This is a genomic window from Bradyrhizobium sp. USDA 3315, from assembly GCF_054056795.1.
In genome coordinates this window covers 1,293,735-1,312,358 of record NZ_JBSRYP010000001.1, presented here as the reverse complement: position 1 = coordinate 1,312,358, position 18,624 = coordinate 1,293,735, and the positions used below count along the sequence as shown (strand labels likewise).

The 18,624-nt window shown below is 65.6% G+C and carries 17 protein-coding genes; 10 read left to right on the top strand and 7 right to left on the bottom strand.

What is annotated here, in order from left to right; all coding sequences use genetic code 11:
- Positions 1–233: 233 nt before the first annotated feature.
- Both ACVIYL_RS06120 and ACVIYL_RS06115 read left to right on the top strand, forming a co-directional pair.
- Entirely contained in the window at positions 234–1,103 is an 870-nt protein-coding gene (locus ACVIYL_RS06120; protein ID WP_092083205.1) for a patatin-like phospholipase family protein, read from the top strand.
- Between the two features lie 598 nt (positions 1,104–1,701).
- Entirely contained in the window at positions 1,702–3,327 is a 1,626-nt protein-coding gene (locus ACVIYL_RS06115; protein ID WP_456777999.1) for an FMN-binding glutamate synthase family protein, read from the top strand.
- A gap of 103 nt (positions 3,328–3,430) precedes the next feature.
- Here the strand turns inward: ACVIYL_RS06115 and ACVIYL_RS06110 are convergent, their stop codons facing one another.
- From ACVIYL_RS06110 to ACVIYL_RS06090, 5 genes are all read right to left on the bottom strand, one after another.
- The gene (locus tag ACVIYL_RS06110; RefSeq protein ID WP_456777998.1) at positions 3,431–4,906 is read right to left on the bottom strand and encodes an FAD-dependent monooxygenase; all 1,476 of its coding nucleotides are present in this window, start codon (positions 4,904–4,906) and stop codon (positions 3,431–3,433) included.
- A gap of 198 nt (positions 4,907–5,104) precedes the next feature.
- Complete coding sequence (locus ACVIYL_RS06105; protein ID WP_456777997.1) at positions 5,105–7,093, bottom strand: carbohydrate porin; 1,989 nt, start codon at positions 7,091–7,093, stop codon at positions 5,105–5,107.
- A 310-nt stretch (positions 7,094–7,403) separates the two neighbouring features.
- Positions 7,404–7,601: a hypothetical protein gene (locus ACVIYL_RS06100; RefSeq protein WP_456777996.1), complete on the bottom strand. Its 198-nt coding sequence runs from the start codon at positions 7,599–7,601 to the stop codon at positions 7,404–7,406.
- A 35-nt stretch (positions 7,602–7,636) separates the two neighbouring features.
- A complete protein-coding gene (locus ACVIYL_RS06095) occupies positions 7,637–9,382 on the bottom strand; it encodes an NRAMP family divalent metal transporter (protein WP_456777995.1) in 1,746 nt (581 codons plus the stop codon).
- A 408-nt stretch (positions 9,383–9,790) separates the two neighbouring features.
- Positions 9,791–10,054 carry a hypothetical protein gene (locus tag ACVIYL_RS06090; protein ID WP_057020120.1) on the bottom strand — a complete coding sequence of 88 codons (264 nt, stop codon included), beginning with the start codon at positions 10,052–10,054 and terminating at the stop codon, positions 9,791–9,793.
- 339 nt (positions 10,055–10,393) lie between these two features.
- On the opposite strand from ACVIYL_RS06090, the gene ACVIYL_RS06085 reads away from it, so the two are divergent.
- On the top strand, positions 10,394–10,663 hold the full coding sequence (locus ACVIYL_RS06085) for a metal-sensing transcriptional repressor (protein WP_016840607.1): 270 nt from the start codon (positions 10,394–10,396) through the stop codon (positions 10,661–10,663).
- A 116-nt stretch (positions 10,664–10,779) separates the two neighbouring features.
- On the opposite strand, the gene ACVIYL_RS06080 is transcribed toward ACVIYL_RS06085, so the two are convergent.
- Entirely contained in the window at positions 10,780–11,049 is a 270-nt protein-coding gene (locus ACVIYL_RS06080) for a hypothetical protein (RefSeq protein ID WP_057020179.1), read from the bottom strand.
- Positions 11,050–11,193: 144 nt separating this feature from the next.
- Positions 11,194–12,000, bottom strand: a complete 807-nt coding sequence (locus ACVIYL_RS06075; RefSeq protein WP_456777994.1) for a creatininase family protein — start codon at positions 11,998–12,000, stop codon at positions 11,194–11,196.
- 144 nt (positions 12,001–12,144) lie between these two features.
- On the opposite strand from ACVIYL_RS06075, the gene ACVIYL_RS06070 reads away from it, so the two are divergent.
- The 7 genes from ACVIYL_RS06070 (at position 12,145) to ACVIYL_RS06040 (ending at position 18,624) form a co-directional block, all read left to right on the top strand.
- A complete protein-coding gene (locus ACVIYL_RS06070; RefSeq protein WP_069280433.1) occupies positions 12,145–13,188 on the top strand; it encodes an ABC transporter substrate-binding protein in 1,044 nt (347 codons plus the stop codon).
- A 16-nt stretch (positions 13,189–13,204) separates the two neighbouring features.
- Positions 13,205–14,008 carry an ABC transporter ATP-binding protein gene (locus ACVIYL_RS06065; RefSeq protein ID WP_456777993.1) on the top strand — a complete coding sequence of 268 codons (804 nt, stop codon included), beginning with the start codon at positions 13,205–13,207 and terminating at the stop codon, positions 14,006–14,008.
- Positions 14,005–14,793 (top strand): ABC transporter permease, encoded by a 789-nt coding sequence (locus ACVIYL_RS06060; RefSeq protein ID WP_225645459.1) that lies wholly within the window; start codon positions 14,005–14,007, stop codon positions 14,791–14,793. Before ACVIYL_RS06065 ends, ACVIYL_RS06060 begins: the two co-directional genes overlap by 4 nt.
- Positions 14,793–15,776 (top strand): 2-hydroxyacid dehydrogenase, encoded by a 984-nt coding sequence (locus tag ACVIYL_RS06055; RefSeq protein WP_456777992.1) that lies wholly within the window; start codon positions 14,793–14,795, stop codon positions 15,774–15,776. Before ACVIYL_RS06060 ends, ACVIYL_RS06055 begins: the two co-directional genes overlap by 1 nt.
- Complete coding sequence (locus ACVIYL_RS06050; protein ID WP_283065482.1) at positions 15,776–16,471, top strand: AprI/Inh family metalloprotease inhibitor; 696 nt, start codon at positions 15,776–15,778, stop codon at positions 16,469–16,471. Before ACVIYL_RS06055 ends, ACVIYL_RS06050 begins: the two co-directional genes overlap by 1 nt.
- Before the next feature lie 384 nt (positions 16,472–16,855).
- Positions 16,856–17,251 (top strand): YciI family protein, encoded by a 396-nt coding sequence (locus ACVIYL_RS06045; RefSeq protein WP_057020112.1) that lies wholly within the window; start codon positions 16,856–16,858, stop codon positions 17,249–17,251.
- A gap of 89 nt (positions 17,252–17,340) precedes the next feature.
- Positions 17,341–18,624 (top strand): RNA polymerase sigma factor, encoded by a 1,284-nt coding sequence (locus tag ACVIYL_RS06040; RefSeq protein ID WP_456777991.1) that lies wholly within the window; start codon positions 17,341–17,343, stop codon positions 18,622–18,624.

Sequence of the window (18,624 nt, the reverse complement as noted above, 5' to 3'; positions counted from 1 at the left end):
TGGCGTCCTGGCGAAAGCCAGGACCCATAACCACCGCTCTTTGTTTGTCGAAGGCTGGGCCCCATCAGGCTCCAGCCTTTTGCATTTGTGGTAATGGGTCCTGGCTCCCGTGCGCAATTGCGCACTAGGCCAGGACGACCCGTGAGTATGTGGCGTCTCCCATTGCCACGCTGCTATAACGCCTCCAACGCCGCGCGGCCGTTGCGCGAAAGCGGCGATCTGGGAGCAGCACCTTGTCCATCACCGATCCGGATGCACCGAAGACCGCCTTTGTGTTTGCCGGCGGCGGCAGCTTTGGCGCGATCCAGGTCGGCATGCTGCAGGCGCTGGCCGCGCATGGCGTGGTCGCCGACATGGTGGTCGGCTCCAGCGTCGGCGCACTGAACGGCGCGTTCTACGCCGGCGACCCGACGGTCTCGGGCGTCGCGCGGCTGGCCGAGATCTGGCGCGGCCTCAACCGGCAAGACGTGTTTCCGGTGACGTGGCGGACGCTGGTGAGCTTCCTGTGGCGGCGCGACTTCCTGATCCCGCATGACGGCGTCCGCAAGCTGATCGACGACTACATCCCGTTCCGCAATCTCGAGGACGCGCGGATCCCGATCCACATCGTCACCACAGACATCATCAGCGGCGACAGCGTAGTGCTGTCGGAAGGTTCGACCGCGGAGGCGATCGTCGCATCGACCGCGATCCCGGGTGCGTTCACGCCGGTGCATTACCGCGATCGTTTCCTGGCCGATGGCGCGATCTCCAGCAACACGCCGGTCCGCGTCGCGGTCAGGAACGGTGCCAAACGCCTGATCGTGCTGCCGACCGGGCATGCCTGCGCCAACCAGGCGCCGCCGGTCGGCGCGCTCGCCAATGCCCTGCACGCGCTGACGCTCCTGATCGCGCGGCAGCTCGTCAACGAGCTCGAGAACATCGGGCCCGATGTCGAGTACTTCGTGGTGCCGCCGCTCTGCCCGCTGGTCGGCTCGCCCTACGATTTCTCCAGGACCGCCGATCACATTACCCGGGCACTCGACACCACCAACGCCTGGCTCGACGGCGACGGCCTGAAGCCGGGGCACATCCCGCACGAATTGCAGCCGCACGAGCACTAGGCGAACGGTGCTCTCTCCTCATCTCCTCTGCAAGCGCACTCACATGCGCGGGTGATGACACCGCGTGGTGCGACGCCTCGAATCGAGAACCATCCCCATCGTCGTCCCTGCGAAAGCAGCGACCCATACGCCGCGGCGGACCTTGTTGAAGGGACTCGTCGTTCCAGCGTGGCCCAACAATTGGCATTTGTGGTTATGGGTCCCTGCTCCCGTGCGCAAGTGCGCACTAGACAGGGACGACGGGTTGGAGGAGCCGCAGACTCACATCACGATTTCGGAATAGTGGAATTGTGCCGGTGAGTTGCCCGACGTGTCAAGTCGCCCTGTCGAGCGCCGGCCGCAGCCGGCTCCTTTGCATGGGGTTGTTTTCGATATTTTGGTAGTGCGCCCGCGACGGCAGGTTATCGCATCCGATCCGCAGCCCCTTCGTTGCACTGCAAAAGCCGATCTCGTTTTCAATTTGACCGGTATCCGCACCCGCCCATTCGGGTGGTTGTCACATCTGTGACTGCTCGGCCGTATAACCGTAGTGCACTTGTTCCGCGAGTTGGATTAGGCTCGCGGCCGACAGGTCATTTGGGCAGACCGGAGGAATTTCATGGATACAGTGCTGCTTCCGTTCTCGCCACGTTTCATCGTGCTGACGATCTGCGCCGTCGTCACCGTGCTCCTGCTGCTGGTTGGAATTTTCGATCACAAGGTCTTCAAGATCGTCCTGATCCCGCTGGTCATCTTCGGCGCGCTGACATTGCTCGGCATCCGCGACCTCACCCAGAAGAACCACGCGGTGCTGCGCAACTACCCGATCTCGGCGCATGTCCGCTTCCTGCTCGAGGAAATCCGCCCGGAGATGCGGCAATATTTCTTCGAGAGCGAGAAGGACGGCATGCCGTTCTCCCGCGACACCCGCGCGGTGGTTTACCAGCGTGCCAAGATGGTGCTCGACAAGCGGCCGTTCGGCACCCAGGAGGACGTCTATCGCGAGGGCTATGAGTGGATGCACCACTCGGTGGCGCCGAAGCCGAGGGCCGACCAGAAATTCCGCATCACCGTCGGCGGCCCGGACTGCACCAAGCCGTATTCGGCCTCGGTCTTCAACATCTCGGCGATGAGCTTTGGCGCGCTGAGCCCGAACGCGGTGCGGGCGCTCAATGCCGGCGCCAAGAAGGGCGGCTTCGCCCACGACACCGGTGAGGGCGGCGTCAGCCCCTATCATCGCGAGATGGGCGGCGACATCATCTGGGAGATCGGCTCCGGCTATTTCGGCTGCCGCAACCGCGACGGCACCTTCAATCCGGATCTCTTCGCAAGCGTCGCGGGCGACGATCAGATCAAGATGGTCGAGCTCAAGATCAGCCAGGGTGCCAAGCCCGGCCATGGCGGCGTGCTGCCGGCGGCGAAGGTTTCCGAGGAGATTTCCAAGATCCGGGGCGTACCGATGGGCGAGGACTGCATCTCGCCGGCCTATCACAAGGCGTTCTCGACGCCGCTGCAGATGATGGAATTCGTCGCCCGGATGCGCCAGCTGTCCGGCGGCAAGCCGGCCGGCTTCAAGATGTGCATCGGCCATCCCTGGGAATTCCTGGCGATCTGCAAGGCGATGCACGAGAGCGGGCTCTATCCCGACTTCATCGTGGTCGACGGCAATGAAGGCGGCACCGGCGCCGCGCCGCTCGAGTTCATGGACCATCTCGGCATGCCGATGCGCGAGGGCGTCAATTTCGTCCACAACGCGCTGATCGGCATCGGCGCGCGCGATCGCATCAAGGTCGGTGCCTCCGGCAAGATCGCGACCGCGTTCGACATGGCGCGCGCGATGGCGATCGGGGCCGACTGGTGCAATTCGGCGCGCGGCTTCATGTTCGCGCTCGGCTGCATTCAGTCCCTGAGCTGCCACACCGATCGCTGCCCGACCGGCGTCACCTCGCAGGACCCGATCCGCAACCGCGCGCTCTACGTGCCCGACAAGATCGACCGCGTGTACAACTACCACCACTCGACCCTGCACGCGCTGACCGAGCTGCTCGCCGCCGCCGGCCTCGAGCACACCAAGGAGCTGCGCCCGATCCACTTCTCGCAGCGAAGTTCGACCACCGAGGTCTCTTCCTTCGCCGAGCTCTATCCGACGCTGCGCCCCGGCGAACTGCTCGAAGGCACCCAGGACCGCCGCTTCCGCGACGCCTGGGCGATGGCGCGCGCGGATTCGTTTCAGCCGGCGGGGTAGGGGCGGCAAATCCGTAGCCCGGATGAAGCGCAGCATAATCCGGGACCACTCTCTGTGCGGATCGACCGATCCCGGATTACGCTACGCTCCATCCGGGCTACGCTCACGACGTACCAGCGGACGCGCCGAACCATTTGGTCAGCGCCTCGGTTAGGCCGGCCTGCGTTCGCTCGCCAACCCACGCCACGTAGCCATCGGGCCGCACCAGCACCGCGGTCGGGGCCGAAACCGTGCCGTGCGCGGGAAGCTCCCATGCGCCGCGATACTCAGCATCGACCAGCTGAATCCGGTCGGTCCATCCCGCGATGGCGATGTCGCCGGGCTCGCCGAAATTCAGCAGCACCGGCCGCGCCCGGTGCAGCAGCGCGAAGACCTGCATCGGACCGTCGGCTGTGACCAGATCGAGATCGGGCATGTGGCGTCCGAGCAGCGGATGGCCGTCGCCAAGATCGTAGTGAAGATCGAGGCCGGACATCATCGCGGCAAAGCTCCTGCGCGGCTCCTCCATGCGCAGCAGATCGGAGACGATCTCGTGCAGCGCCCGGGTGCGCGGATCGGTGCGGTTGAGCGCGACATGCGCCATGGTGTTGCGCAGCACGCGGGCCGCCACCGGATGCCGTTCGGCTTCGTAGGTGTCGAGCAGGCTGTCCGGCGCGATCTGCTTGACCACCTGGGCCAGCTTCCAGCCCAGATTCACCGCGTCCTGCACGCCGATATTGAGGCCCTGGCCGCCCATCGGTGGATGCACATGGGCGGCATCGCCGGCCAGCAGCACGCGCTGTTTGCGGTAGGTCACGGCCTGCCGGGTCATGTCTGTGAAGCGCGAGATCCAGCCCGGACTGTGGATGCCGAAATCGGTGCCGTACGCGGCGACCAGCGCCTCGCTGACGTCGCGCAGGGTCGGCTCCCGGTCGGTGCCGAGTTGCCGCTCGGTCAGCACCAGCCGCACCCGCCCGCCATCTTCCGCCTTGCCGATCGCCGAGGTGCCGGTGTCGTGCTGGCGAAAGCCCCATTCCGGCTCGCCCGCCATTTCGGCCTCGGCAATCAGCCAGCTCGTGGTCGGATCCCATCCGGCGAATTCGATGCCGGCCGCTTTGCGGACGAGGCTCCGGCCACCGTCGCAGCCGACGAGATATTGTGCCCGGAGCAATTGGCCATCCGACAGTTCGACGTCGACGCCGGCGTCGTCCTGCGTGAAGCCGGTCACGTCGCGCGCGCGAATAATCGGCACTGCCAGTTCGCCGACCCATTCGCCGAGCAGGCGCTCGATATGGTTCTGCCGGAGCCCCAGCGTGAAATTGCGCCGGGTCGGAAAGTCGGTGATCTCAAGCGGAACCAGGTGCGAATGGAACAGCACTGCCGGATGGCGCGTCCCCAGCGCGACGAAGCGGTCGCCGATGCCGCGCTGATCGAGCACCTCGATGGTGCGCGCGTGCAGGCCGCCGGCCCGAGCGCCGATCAGGTCCTCCCCCGCGCGCCGCTCGACAATCGCAACATCTATTCCCGCCAGCGCCAACTCGCCCGCCAGCATCAGCCCGGTCGGACCTCCGCCGGCAATCACGACAGCATGTTCCCGCATCCCGCACTCCTCCGTTCGATTGGGCGCGCGTTCTACGGGATGACCCCGGGCTTGCGGCAAGCCCGGGGGGTCTACATATATCTGAGTGGGGAGAGGGCGTTTGCTGCCCGAACCAACCAACTCCGAGACATCGTTGAGAAGAACGGCGCGGCAATTTGCTGTCGTCCCGGCGCAGGCCGGGACCCAGAGATGGCGCGTTCAGAACTCGCCGTGGATGCGGCCGGAGAAGATGTGCACCGGGCCGCGGTCGGCGTTGTAGGCGGGGTTGGTGATGAACTGATAGTCCGCGGTCAGCGTCAGGTTCTTGTTCACCTGATAGGCGTAATAGGTCTCGAAGATCCGCTCCAGGCTGTAGTTCAGCGCGCCGTCGCCGATCAGCAGGCCGAGGCCGCCGGCGGCAAGGTAGTCGCGATGCGCTGATGATAGCCCGTTGATCGCGCCGCCGATGCCGATCGTGTCGTTCGCGCGTCCCCACCTGCTGCCCTTGATCGACACGCCGCCCGAGACGCTGCGGTCGACATCGGTGAACGACAGGATCTCGTTCTGACCATCGTTCCAGCTGAGGCGGCCGAACAGGCCGACATCCTTTGCGATCTGCTGCTCGCCGTTCAGATAGAAGCCGTATTTCAGATTGTCCTTGCGGATGCCGGCCATCACGTCGTTGATGTCGAGCCCCGGATTGGCGTCCTCGATCGCGAGCGCCTGGGCGTAATTGCCGGTGTTGCCGCGGTTGCCGAACACGCCGACGCGCAGCTTGCCGGGCTGGTCGAAGATCGAATAGCGGCCCTCGAATTCCACCACGGCGCCGCCGGTGTTGAACACCAGAACGTCGCTGTTCGGGGCGTTCGGCACCTGGAATACGCCGGCGCGCACCGCCCAATCCTTGCGGTTGAGCTCGACCACCGCGCCGCGGGTGTAGCCGGGCAGGTCGGCCGGGAAGTCGTAGGCCGCGGACGCCCACATCGCCCAGTTCATGAAATCGGCGCGCGGGTCCTTGGCGTAGGAATTGCCGTCGAAGAAATCGCCGACTGCAAAGCGCCCGACCACCAGCGTGAGGCGGTCGATGTCACGCTTGCCGGCGATCTGGTTCGGGCCGTCGGCGACGTCTTCCTGCTCGCCGCCGAAGCCGAAGGTCTGCTTGAAGTAGTAGCGCTGCGGCCGGATTTTCGGGAACGGCGCGCCGGCCTTCTGCGCTTCGCCGTTCGAGAAGCCGGCAAGGCCGAGCGTGCCGTTGAGGCCAAAGCCCTGCGCGGTTTCCGGGTTGAAGTAGAACTCGCCGCCTTCCCAGAGCCGCACGCCGAGAAACGCCGTCGTGGTCCAAGTCTGCTGCAACTGCCCCGCGCCGGGAAGGCTGTTGGTGCCGGCATAGGGCGAGCGGAAGGAGGCGTAGGTCTGCGGCAGCAGCGTCGTCTGGCCGTGCACGCTCCAGTCGCTCGATTCGGGTAGCGCGGTGCGCGTCGGCGTTGCCGACCATGGCGAGTCGCCAAGCTGATAGTTGAGGCCGAATTTCAGCAAATGGATGCGCGGGTCGATGCTGACGCCGGGCAGGCCGAAATCATTGAGGCCGAGCGTGCGGCGCGACAGGTCGACGTAGTCGTATTCGACCTTGGCGGTCCAATTGCCGCTCACCGCGAATTCGGCGCCGGCGCCGACGGTCCAGCCGGTCTGGTACTGGCCGGGCTCCGAGATCACCTCGCCCGCGGCGTCGTTGACCCGAACCTGGCTGTGGCCCCAGGCGAAGCCGCCGGTCACGTAAGGCATCCAGGTGCCGAAAGAGTAGCCGGCGCGGCCGCGCAGCGTGCCGACATAGTCGATCGACGAATTGAAGGGGCCGAGCACCCGTCGCGGCAGGTCGGTCGGGCCGGTGAAGGTCGCATCCGCCTCGACGCCGAGCACGAAGCGGTTGGCGAACTCCTTGTTGTATCCGACCTGGAAGCCGCCGATCCCGCCGGTAATGGTGGGCGGGAAGAACACGCCCTGTTCCAGGATCGGATTGGTGCCGGGACCCAGCGTGCCGTCGCCATAACCGACATGGGCGCCGACATAGAATCCGGTCCAGCTGTAGACCGCCCTGGCGGCGGGGGATTTGAGGGCCAGATCGGCCGCGGTCGCCGGCGCGCCGAAGGTTGCCGCACCGAGCGCTGCGCCGGCGGCGATCTGGACCCGGAAGAGGCGGACGCAGGTCATGACGCGGCTTTCCGCGAACGAATGGCGGTTTCGCCCGGCATCACTGCAGATTTGCTGGCCGCTTGCCACCCGAGATTTGAAATCATCGCCCGCCGTCCCCGGTCCGATCTGTGTCGTCCCATCCAAAGCCAGATCAGCACCTAGCATCCCCTGTTGCTTATTGCAAATAATTCGCAATAGCAACTGAGGTGCGCCCAATACCGTTCCGATTTGCACGCCACCGTGACAGTCACGTAACAGCGCGAGGCGGCAGGCCACATCGGCGGCGATCGGCCGCGTGTCCGTGGCAAATCGGTCGCGACCCGACCGTTCAATCGATGCCCCCATTGTCCTCGTCCTTTGTGTTGAATGCCGGCTGCGATGCTCTGCCGAGCACGACCCGCGCGCCGGCCCGTTCGATACATCGCGCCATCGACAGCGCCGTCCGCAGTCCGGCGTTTGAGATTGTGCGTTTCCGGTGGAGCGCGGCCGCGCCGCGCAGGATGGCGCTCGCCAGCCTGAGCAGCACGAGCGCGCCCCATCGCCGTCCGCGACTGAGCGCGGTCACGCTCCCACCGTGGCGAGCTGCACGATCCGCAGCAGCACGAGGCCGGCGGCGACGACGAGATAGCCGCGCAGCACGATCATCCAGATCCGGCTCAGCGGGCTGAGCCGCGCCGGCGGCAGCCGGTCGAGCGGCGGCATCCGCCAGCTGTCGCGGTCGACCAGAGCGTTTTCGAGCGAAGTGGGTACCGGTTCGCGTGAAGAAAACGCGTCAAAACAGGAATCTGGAGCCCCGTTCCGATTCCATCGGAACAGAAAAGACTCTCGCGGCGGCTTGCGCTTGAAGCGGAACGACGCGTGACGGCGCGACGACATCTCGTAGAACTTGACGGCTGCCGTCACCAACAACGCGAGCAGGCTGCCGGCGACGAGGATGCCGATGATCCACGCCTCGCCGAGATCGGGGAACAGCACCGCGGCGGTCAGGATCACCGACAGCATCACCAGCCCCGCGACCACCGCGCCGGTGAACAGGTTGAGTTTGGTCGAATTGACCCAGGGCCCGAGGATGTGGCGATCGTTGCACAGCAGCAGCAGGAACACGGTCGCGCTCGGCAGCAGCACGCCGGCCAGCGTCTGCACCGCGTTGGTCAATAGTCCGAGCGGCGTGCCCGGCGTCAGCACCAGCGCCGCCGCGAGCACGATCAGGCCGCAATAGACGCTGTAGAAGCCCTTCGCGTCCCGCGGCTTGCGGTGCAGCGAGTGCTTGACCGCGAACACGTCGCCGATCGCATAAGCGGTCGCGAGGGAGACTGCCGCAGCACCGATGATGCAGGCATCGAGCAGCGCAAGGGCGAACAGCACCGCCGGCAGCCGGCCAGCATATGTCTCGAGGCCCACAGCGGTCCCCAGCGCGTCGGTGTAATTGCCGAATTCGGGCTTTCCTGCGAACACTGCCGCGCAGAACGAGATCATCGCGACGGCGCCGACCACCACCAGCACGATGCCGATGCACAGATCCATCCGCTCATAGCGGATGAAACGCGGCGTGATCCGCTTGTCGACGATGTAGCTCTGCTGGAAGAACAATTGCCACGGCGCCACCGTGGTACCGACGATGGCGACGATCAGCAGCATCACCTCGCTGAGCTTGGCGTCCTGCGGCATCTTCGGCACGAAGAAGTCCGCCGCGATCTGCCCGACCGGCGGATGCACCATCAGGATCACGGGTACCAGCAGCAGGCTGCCGGCGACCAGCACGATTCCGAAGCGTTCGAAGCGGCGGAAGTCGCCGGTCGAGACCGCCAGCATCACGATAACAGCCGAGGCCAACACGCCCCAGAACTGCGAGACGCCGAGAAAGTGAAGTGCAAACGTGATGCCGATGAACTCGGTGACGATGGTCAGCGCGTTCAATACCAGGAGGTCGATGGCGCTGAAGGCACCCCAGAACTTGCCGAAGCGCTCGAAAATCAGCCGCGCATGGCCAACCCCGGTGACGGCGCCGAGCCGCACCACCATCTCCTGGTTGACGTAGAGCACCGGGATCAGCAGCAGAAGCGTCCACAGCAGCGTGGTGCCGTAATTCTGTCCGGCCTGGGTGTAGGTGCCGAACGCGCCGGCGTCGTTGTCGCCGACCATCACGATCAGGCCGGGGCCGACGATCGCCAGCAGCGTCTTCAGCCGGGCCAGCAAGGTCGCGCGCGGCGCGGTGTCGTCGCGCGCGATGCTGCCGAGCGCGCCGTGGGTGTCGCCGGCATGCGCGCTGTCGAGAATGGCGGTTTGTGTGGTCTTGCTTTCGGTCATTTCGCGTCTCCTCGCCGCCTTTCGGCACGGCGGGAGGGACGCAGGCGTCGTCAGGCGCGCACGTCTCCGCTGCCGTGAGCAGCGGCATTTCCAGATCTGATGCAGCTCAATGATCCCGCTGCCGCGCCGCGATGGCGCGCAACGGGACGACTAGGTCCTTCGTCCATGTCGGCCTCCTAAACCAAGACGACTACTTCCGACCGAGCAGCGGGCGCCGCTTCACCTCGCCCCGCGTGCGGGGAGAGGTCGGATCGCATCGTCAGATGCGAACCGGGTGAGGGGGAGCTTCCGCGAACTCAGCTATTACCGTGTGCGCGGAGACGGCCCCTCACCCCAACCCTCTCCCCGCAAGAACGGGGAGAGGGAGCGGCCAGCACTGTCGTTATCAAGCCCGCCCTCACGGTCGGCCTAAGCGCACAGCCGTGGCTTCGCTGCGGCGCGTCGCTGCTGATCGAGATCACCGCCGCTGTCGTCGACGATCCAACGGCATTCCAGGCGGCCGTCGATCAGGACCCAATGACAGGCCGGGGTTGGACGCCGGCGGCGGCCCGCCAGGCGGCGAAAGCCCGGCAGGTTGTCATTGCAATGAATGGCGGCCGGCGGCGGCATGCGCCGCGGCTCGACCACGCGCCGCGGGCTTGCTTGCCGGAATTTTGCGAGCTTTTCGAACATCGCTCACCTCCACTTCCGCTGGTCGCGGCAGGCCGGTGAGGAGCAGTGGTCAGCTTGGGCGCGACCACCCGTCCACGCAGGCGAGATCTGCGCGATCAGTCTTGCTGTGTTGCGGCGTCACCAGTCCCGGCATCGCCGGACTACTGTCGCCTGAGTTGCTACTGCCCATGTGCCTTCTGTGCTGGCTCGTGGATCGACTTGTCTCCGGGGCCAGAACCCCGGGGCGGAACGAACGTTCCCGCCATCGGGCACTACGCCCGCGACAATGGCCTGTCAAGTCGATTCGGCTATCCTCCGGGGAGGATCATAGCTATCCTCCCCGGAGGATAGGAGAGCCAGATGTCCGACGACCATCCGCACGCTGCGATCGCCAGGCGCCTGAAGCGCGCCAACGGCCATCTCGACACCATCGTCGAGATGATCGAGCAGGGCCGGCCTTGTGCGCAGATCGCCCAGCAATTGCAGGCGGTGGAGAGCGCGATCGAGAGCGCCAAGAAGGCGCTGATCCACGATCACATCGGTCACAGCCTGGAGGAGACGCTGAAGGCATCAGGGCCGAAAGGGCGAGCCGTGCTGCGCGATTTCAGGCTGGTCGCGAAGTATCTGTGATTGCCGCGTTCAAGAATTGACCCGCCCGGGGGGATCACCGGACGGGTCGGTTGCGACACGGGGTGGATGAGGACCCGTGCCGAACACAGGATCCGCAACCCTAGGAATTGCGTCGATCAGTAGGAGCAGCTGCGCACGCGGCCGATGTAATTGCCGTAGGCGTCGAACTGGCGCACCCAGCCGCAGCGCCGATAGCCGCCGCCGTAGTAATAGCCGTCGCTGGCCGCGATCGCGCTGCCGACAACGGCGGCGCCGACGAGACCTGCGCCAACGCCCCAGCCCCAGCCATACGGCTTCGCTTCAGCCTGCGACGTCGTGGACGCGATGGTGCCGGTCACGGCGAGCGCGGTGAGGGCGAGGGCGGCGAACTTGGTCTTGATCGACATGGAATACTCCATCCTGTGTGGGCGGCGCCGGTGTGGTCCGCATGCCCGTTGGACGGAGGCTGTCCGGTTCCGGTTCGAAGACCGGGGCGGAAATATGGTTTCGCGAATTGTTTCGTCGCGCTTGTCAGGACGAAGCAATCGCGGTCATTTGCCGCGAAATACGCTCGGATCGAACCTGTCGACGTCGGCGAGCAGCTCGCAGAACGCGCGCGCGCCGTGCTCGATCAGCTTCTCGCCCTTCTCGGCCGAGGCCTTGGTCGCATCGCCGATCGCGCCGCTCGGATTGAGGTCCTGCGCCTGCCAGGCGAACGGCGCCGGCCGCTGCGTCGACAGAAAGCGATAATCCTTCTCGATCCGCACGCTGGCCGGCTTGAAGTCCGCGATCGCATCCTTGCGCACGGCGTGCGGATATTTCGCCAGCATGATCGAGGTCTCGACCGCGCCGCCATGGATGCCGTGGCGCAGTTCGCCAGCGTCGAACAGCCCGTCGGGCGCGCCGAAGCGCGACCAGCTCGTGGTCACCACCAGCATCTGATGGTGCGCGCGCAGATACTGCGCCACCAGCTGCATCGCGGCGGAATTGCCGCCATGGCTGGTCACGATCACGAGCTTCCTGACGCCTGCGCGCGCCACGCTCTCGCCGAGCGCCATCCAGCTCTTCAGCGCCACGTTGGTCGGCAAGGTCAAGGTACCCGGAAAATCGATGTGCTCGGTTGAGATGCCGACCGGCTGCAACGGCAGGAACGTGGCGGGAGTGGTCGCCGGCAGCAACTCTCGCACCCGCGAAAGATAGGCCTCGCCGATCATGATGTCGGTTCCGAGCGGCAGATGCGGCCCGTGCTGCTCGGTCGCGGCCAGCGGCAGCACCGCAATCCAGCTCGCGGCCGTATCCCTGGCGATATCGGGCCAGTGGATGGCGGTCCAGTTGCGGGGCGGAAGCTGAGAGGTCATCAAGCCGGTCGTTTCAATACAAGCGTTTCACGGGATGGATTTGCAGGCTAGTTTGTTTAACATCATAACGGGTTCGCGTCTCCGGGCGCGGTCCACGTCTTCCCGCCTTCCATCATGGGCCATAATGATCGACGGAGTCCAACCATGATCCCGGCCTTTTTGCTGCGAGCATTAACCACAAGCCTTCTGACCGCCGCGCTTTGCGTTGCCGCGGCGCTTGCCCCGGCGCGGGCGCAGACCTCGGACAAGACCTTGGACAAGGTCTCGTTCGGCACCAATTGGGTCGCCGAGGGCGAGCATGGCGGGTTCTTCCAGGCGCTCGCCGACGGCACCTACAAGAAATACGGCCTCGACGTCACCATCGTGCCCGGCGGTCCCAACGAGAACAACCGCATGCTGCTGATCGCGGGCAAGCTCGACTTCTTCATGAGCGCGAACTCGCTGCAGACCTTCGACGCCGTCACCAACAACGTGCCGCTGGTCGCCGTCGCCGCCATGTTCCAGAAGGACCCCCAGGTCTTCCTGACCCATCCCGAGGTCAAGGCCACGAAGATCGAGGATCTGAAGCCGCTCACGCTTTTGATTTCGAAGGAGGGCATCACCAGCTACTTCCAGTGGCTGAAGTCCGAATATGGCTTCGACGAGAACAAGGTGAAGCCCTACACCTTCAACCCGCAGCCTTTCATCGTGAACAAGCAGACCGCGATGCAGGGCTACGTCACCTCGGAGCCTTTCGCGGTCGAGAAAGCCGCCGGCTTCAAGCCGAACGTGCTGCTGCTCGCCGATTACGGCTTCAACTCCTACTCGACGCTGATCGAGACCCGCCGCGACCTGGTCGACAAGAAGCCTGACCTCGTGCAGCGCTTCGTCGATGCCTCGATCGTCGGCTGGTACCACTACGTCTACGGCGACAACTCGGCCGGCAATGCGATGATCAAGAAGCTCAATCCCGACATGAACGACGAGCTGCTCGCCTATTGCGTCGCCAAGATGCGCGAGCACGGCATCGTCGATTCCGGCGATTCCATCAAGAACGGCATCGGCGCCATGACCGACGAGCGGATGGCGAGCTTCTTCGACAAGATGGTGCGCGCCGGCGTGGTCAAGAGCGCCATCGACTATCGCCAGGGCTACACGCTGCGCTTCGTCAACAAGGCGGTCGGCGCCGAGCTCCGGCCGAAGAACTGACGGGTGCGGACGGGCGATGGCGGAGCCTGCGTTGTCTGGATCTGATGCAGCGTCGGCTGTGCGCCTGCGCGGCGTCAGCAAGACCTATGACAGCGGCGTGAGGGCACTCGGGCCGCTCGACCTCGACGTGAGGCGCGGCGAGTTCGTCTCGCTGCTCGGGCCCTCCGGTTGCGGCAAATCCACCGCGCTGCGGCTGATTGCAGGTCTCGCCACGCCAAGCGCCGGCACGGTCGAGGTCTCGCATCATGGCGCGGAGCAGCGCGGCAGCCACCGCATCGGCTTCGTATTTCAGGAGCCGACCCTGATGCCGTGGGCCACGGTGCGCGACAATGTCCGCCTGCCGCTGAAGCTCGCCCGTGCGCCCGCGACGGACGCCGATGCGCGCATCGATGCGGCGCTGGACCAGGTCGGGCTCGCGGAGTTCGCGAGGGCCTATCCGCGCGAACTGTCCGGCGGCATGAAGATGCGGGTGTCGCTGGCGCGCGCGCTGGTCACCGATCCGGATGTCCTTCTGATGGACGAGCCGTTCGCGGCGCTCGACGAGATCACGCGGTTTCGCCTCAACAACGACCTGCTGTCGCTGTGGCGCACCCTGCACAAGACCGTCATCTTCGTGACGCACTCCGTGTTCGAGTCGGTCTATCTTTCCGAGCGCGTGATCGTGATGACCGCGCGCCCGGGCCGGATCGGCGCCGAGTTTCGCATCACCTCGCCGGAACCGCGCGGCGAGGAGTTCCGCACCTCGGCCGAATACGCCGCGTTCTGCCGCGAGGTCTCCAGCGCGCTGGCGCCATCCTATGCAGGGCAGGCGGGCGCATGAAATCTCCGCAGGACCTCGTCCGTTTTCTGCTGCCGCTTGCGGTGTTTGCCGCTGGCCTCCTGCTCTGGGAAGCCATCGTCCGCGGCTATGGCATCCAACCTTACGTGCTGCCGAGCCCGCTATTGGTGCTGAAGACGCTGGTTGCGGACTGGCCCATCCTGTCGCAATCGCTCGGCGTCACGCTCCTGACCACGCTCGAAGGCTTCGTTGCCGCGGCAGTCGGCGGCATCGTGCTGGCGCTATTGTTCAACCAGTCGAAATGGCTGGAGTATTCGCTGTTTCCCTATGCGGTGGTGCTGCAGGTCACGCCCGTTATCGCGATCGCGCCGCTGCTCCTGATCTATCTGCAGCAGCAGACCGCGGTGATCGTCTGCGCCTGGATCGTGGCGTTCTTTCCGGTGCTGTCGAACACGACGCTCGGCCTCAATTCGGTGGATCGCAACCTCGCCGGATTGTTTCAACTTTATGGCGCCTCACAGCTGCAGACGCTGCTGTTCCTGAAGCTGCCCGCGGCGCTGCCCTATATCCTCGGCGGTCTGCGCATCGCCGGCGGGCTGTCGCTGATCGGCGCCGTGGTCGCGGAGATCGCGGCGGGCAGCGCCGGCGCCGGCTCGGGCCTCGCCTTCCGGATCGCTGAATCAGGCTACCGGCTGAATATTCCCCGCATGTTCGCGGCACTTCTGCTGCTATCGCTGGCCGGGATTGTCATTTATGGGTTGCTGGCGCTAGTTTCGCATTTGTTGCTGCGGCGTTGGCATGAAAGCGCGTTAGGAAAGGAAAGTTGATGGCCCCGATTTCTTCCGAAAAGATCGATCTGTTGATCTATGGACCGATCCGGCCAATCCTCGAAAACGGCTTTCCCGATCAATACGTGCTGCACCGTGCCGAGAGCCGCGGCGACCTCGAGCGGCTGACGCCCGATACGCTGGCCAAGATCCGCGGCATCGCCGTCACCTATCACACGATGGCGACCGACAAGACCGCGCTGGCGATGTTTCCGAAGCTCGAGATCGTCGGCAGCTTCGGCGTCGGCTACGACCACGTCGATTCTGCCTATGCGCGCGATCACAATATCGTGGTCACCAATACGCCCGAAGTGCTGACCGAGGAGGTCGCCGATGTCGCGATGGGCTTGTTGATCGCGACGTTGCGCGAGTTCGTCAAGGCCGACCGCTATGTGCGCTCCGGGCTGTGGCAGACCCAGAATTATCCGCTCAGCGTCGGCTCGCTGCGCGACCGCAAGATCGGCATCGTCGGCATGGGCCGGATCGGCCAGGCGATCGGGCGCCGTCTTGAAGCCTCGCGGGTGCCGGTGTCCTATCACTCGCGCAATCCGTCCAAGGACGTCTCCTACAAGCACTATCCCGATCTGATCGAGATGGCGAAGGCGGTCGACACCTTGATCGTCATCGTGCCGGGCGGCGCCTCGACCGCGAAGATGATCAATGCCGACGTCTTGAAGGCGCTCGGCCCCCGCGGCGTGCTGATCAATGTCGCGCGCGGCTCGGTGGTCGACGAGCCGGCGCTGGTCGCGGCGCTGAAGTCCGGCACCATCCTGGCCGCAGGTCTCGACGTGTTCGCGGCCGAGCCGAACGTGCCCGACGAATTGAAGGCGATGCAGAACGTCGTGCTGCTGCCGCATATCGGCTCGGCCTCGGTGGTGACGCGCAACGCGATGGACCAGCTCGTGGTCGACAACATCAAGAACTGGTTCGCCGGCAAGCCGCCGCTGACGCCGGTTGCCGAAACTCCCGTCAAGGATCGCTGATGTCGTTGTCCCGCTTCAATGCCGTGCTGTGTCTGCTGCTGGCCGCGTGCGGTCCGGCAGCGGCGCAGGACGTCACGACGTTGAAGAAGGACATGATCGGGCAGTGGGAGCTCGCCACCACCGAGCGCAGCAAGACCTGCGTCGTGACGCTGAAGGGCGATACGGCGCCGCAAGGCTTCAAGCTCGAGCTCGAGCCCGCCTGCGCCGCCGCGCTGCCCTTCACCAAGGACATCACCGGCTGGAGCATCAAGGGCCTCGGCGACATCGTGCGGCTGCACAATGCCGCCGGCGAGACCGTGATCGATTTCACCGAGGTCGAGACCGGCATCTTCGAAGGCATGCGCACCAATGAGGGCGTCTACATCCTGCAAAACCTCGCCGCGGCGCGCTCGCTCGCCAAATCGATGGACCAGATGATCGGCGACTGGTCGATGGTCCGCGGCAACGGCCAGGCGATCTGCACGCTGGTGCTGACCAACACCGACGCCGGCAACGACAATTTCCAGGTGTTCCTGAAAGGCAAATGCGATCCCGCGGTCGCTTCCTTCAACCCGACCATGTGGCGGCTCGATCACGGCCAGATGATCCTGATGTCGGCCAAGGGGCAGACCTGGCAGTTCGAGGCCGACGACAACGCCCAGTGGCGCCGCGTCCCCGACAGCGCCGATCCGCTGATCATGCTGCGGGAGCAGTAGGTCGGGTGCTGGCTTCGTAGCCCGCATGAGCGCAAGCGATATGCGGGATTTCGCCGGTGCATTCCCCGGGTATCGCTTCGCTCACCCGGGCTACGGGATTGCCACAAGCTCCGTGTCGTCCCTACCTAGTGCGCAATTGCGCACGGGAGCAGGGACCCATAGCCACGATGCCGGTTGGTTTTGCGCGGCTGTGGCCATGGCTCGCTTCAGCAACTCAACCCAGTGGTTATGGGACCCTGCTTTCGCAGGGACGCCAAGGATTTGCTTCTGCCTGAAAAAAATTCCCTTTCCGCTGTCGATTCACCCCCTCCCGGATCGTCGTTCCCCATAGCGAGCCGGTCTTGCGGCGATCATCGCCGCGTCTCGCCCAACAGGAGTTTTCCGATGCGCTTCATGTATATCGTCACCTCCGCGCAGCCCCCGGGCCCGCCGACGCCCGCTCTGATGGAGGCGATGGGCAGGCTCGCCGAGCGGGAAATCAAGGCGGGCCGTATGATCGACACCGGCGGGCTGTTGCCGGTCGCGATGGGCGCCCAGGTCCGCATCACCGACGGCAAGCTCAACGTCGTCGACGGGCCCTTCGTCGAGACCAAGGAGATGATCGGCGGCTACGCGATCTTTGAGCTCCGCAACAAGGAAGAGGCGGTCGCCGCCGCCGTCGAGTTCATGCAGCTGCACAAGGAGCATATGCCGGGTTGGGAGGGAACTTGTGAGGTCCGTCCGTTCGCCACCCCGGGCGCCGACGGCGGTTGTCAGGTCGATGTGTCCGCCTGCGCCTGATGCGCCGCGCGAACAGGGCGTTCGCAAGCGAAGTGGACGCCGGTTCGCGTGAAGACAACGCGTCAAGCTGAGAATCCAGGTCGGCGGCGATGACGGCCGCCGACATCCAGGCCACGATCCTTGCGGTGTGGCGCATCGAGCAGCCGCGGCTGATCACCAGCCTGTCGCGGATGCTGCGCGACGTGCCGCTCGCCGAGGACCTGACCCAGGAAGCGCTGGTCGCCGCGCTCGAGCATTGGCCGGCCGATGGCGTGCCGGAAAAGCCCGGTGCCTGGCTGATGGCGACGGCCAAGCGCCGCGCGCTCGACCATCTGCGCCGCAATCGCATGCTGGCCGAGAAGCACGGCGTGATCGCGCACGACCTGGCGCGGGAGCAGGAGACCATGCCCGACTTCGATGCCGCGCTCGACGACGATATCGGTGACGAATTGCTGCGGCTGATCTTCACCGCCTGCCATCCGCGCCTGTCGCGGGAGGCGCGCGCCGCACTGGCGCTCAGGATGATCTGCGGCCTCACCACCGAGGAGATCGCGCGCGCCTTCCTGCAGGCGGAGGCGACCATCGCCCAGCGCATCGTGCGCGCCAAGCGCACATTGTCGGAGTCAGGCCTTGCCTACGAGACGCCGCGCGGCGAGGATCTGTCCGAGCGGCTCGCCTCCGTGCTCGAGGTCGTCTACCTCATCTTCAACGAGGGCTATACCGCGGCAAGCGGCGACGAATGGCTGCGGCCGCAGCTCTGCAACGAGGCGCTGCGCATGGGCCGCGTGCTGACCTCGATCGCACCATCGGAGCCGGAGGCGCACGGCCTGCTGGCGCTGATGGAGTTCAACGCTTCGCGGATGGCGGCGCGCACCGATGCGTCCGGTGAGCCGATCCTGCTGATGGACCAGAACCGTGCGCGGTGGGATCGCCTGCAGATCCGCCGCGGGCAGCTCGCGCTGGCGCGCGCCCGCGAGCTCGGCGGCGCCGGCGGCTTCTATGTGCTGCAGGCCGCGATCGCCGCCTGCCACGCCGAAGCCGGAACACCGGACGCGACCGACTGGCGCCGCATCGCCGCGCTGTACGGCGATCTCGCCGCGCTCTTGGATTCACCCGTGATCGAGCTCAACCGCGCAGTTGCGATCGGCATGGCCGAGGGGCCGCTTGCCGCGCTCGCGATCGTCGACGGCCTCACCGATGAGCCGGCGCTGAAATCCTATCATCTGCTGCCGAGCGTGCGCGGCGATCTGCTGAATAAGCTGAGCCGTTTCGCGGAGGCGCATGCCGCGTTCGAGGCCGCCGCCGCATTAGCCGGCAATTCGCGCGAGCGCGAGTTCCTCAAGCGGCGCGCCGCAATCGCTGCGCGTGCCGCGCAGGATCATGGCTGCCGCTGA

Bases quoted from the DNA above. Each gene is read 5' to 3' on its own strand.
- ACVIYL_RS06080 (WP_057020179.1), bottom strand. From the start codon at position 11,049: ATGTCGATCAAGACCAAGTTCGCCGCCCTCGCCCTCACCGCGCTCGCC.
- ACVIYL_RS06055 (WP_456777992.1), top strand. From the start codon at position 14,793: ATGGCCCCGATTTCTTCCGAAAAGATCGATCTGTTGATCTATGGACCG.
- ACVIYL_RS06095 (WP_456777995.1), bottom strand. From the start codon at position 9,382: ATGACCGAAAGCAAGACCACACAAACCGCCATTCTCGACAGCGCGCAT.
- ACVIYL_RS06090 (WP_057020120.1), bottom strand. From the start codon at position 10,054: ATGTTCGAAAAGCTCGCAAAATTCCGGCAAGCAAGCCCGCGGCGCGTG.
- ACVIYL_RS06085 (WP_016840607.1), top strand. From the start codon at position 10,394: ATGTCCGACGACCATCCGCACGCTGCGATCGCCAGGCGCCTGAAGCGC.
- ACVIYL_RS06075 (WP_456777994.1), bottom strand. From the start codon at position 12,000: ATGACCTCTCAGCTTCCGCCCCGCAACTGGACCGCCATCCACTGGCCC.
- ACVIYL_RS06110 (WP_456777998.1), bottom strand. From the start codon at position 4,906: ATGCGGGAACATGCTGTCGTGATTGCCGGCGGAGGTCCGACCGGGCTG.
- ACVIYL_RS06065 (WP_456777993.1), top strand. From the start codon at position 13,205: ATGGCGGAGCCTGCGTTGTCTGGATCTGATGCAGCGTCGGCTGTGCGC.
- ACVIYL_RS06070 (WP_069280433.1), top strand. From the start codon at position 12,145: ATGATCCCGGCCTTTTTGCTGCGAGCATTAACCACAAGCCTTCTGACC.
- ACVIYL_RS06050 (WP_283065482.1), top strand. From the start codon at position 15,776: ATGTCGTTGTCCCGCTTCAATGCCGTGCTGTGTCTGCTGCTGGCCGCG.
- ACVIYL_RS06060 (WP_225645459.1), top strand. From the start codon at position 14,005: ATGAAATCTCCGCAGGACCTCGTCCGTTTTCTGCTGCCGCTTGCGGTG.
- ACVIYL_RS06040 (WP_456777991.1), top strand. From the start codon at position 17,341: ATGACGGCCGCCGACATCCAGGCCACGATCCTTGCGGTGTGGCGCATC.
- ACVIYL_RS06115 (WP_456777999.1), top strand. From the start codon at position 1,702: ATGGATACAGTGCTGCTTCCGTTCTCGCCACGTTTCATCGTGCTGACG.
- ACVIYL_RS06105 (WP_456777997.1), bottom strand. From the start codon at position 7,093: ATGACCTGCGTCCGCCTCTTCCGGGTCCAGATCGCCGCCGGCGCAGCG.
- ACVIYL_RS06045 (WP_057020112.1), top strand. From the start codon at position 16,856: ATGCGCTTCATGTATATCGTCACCTCCGCGCAGCCCCCGGGCCCGCCG.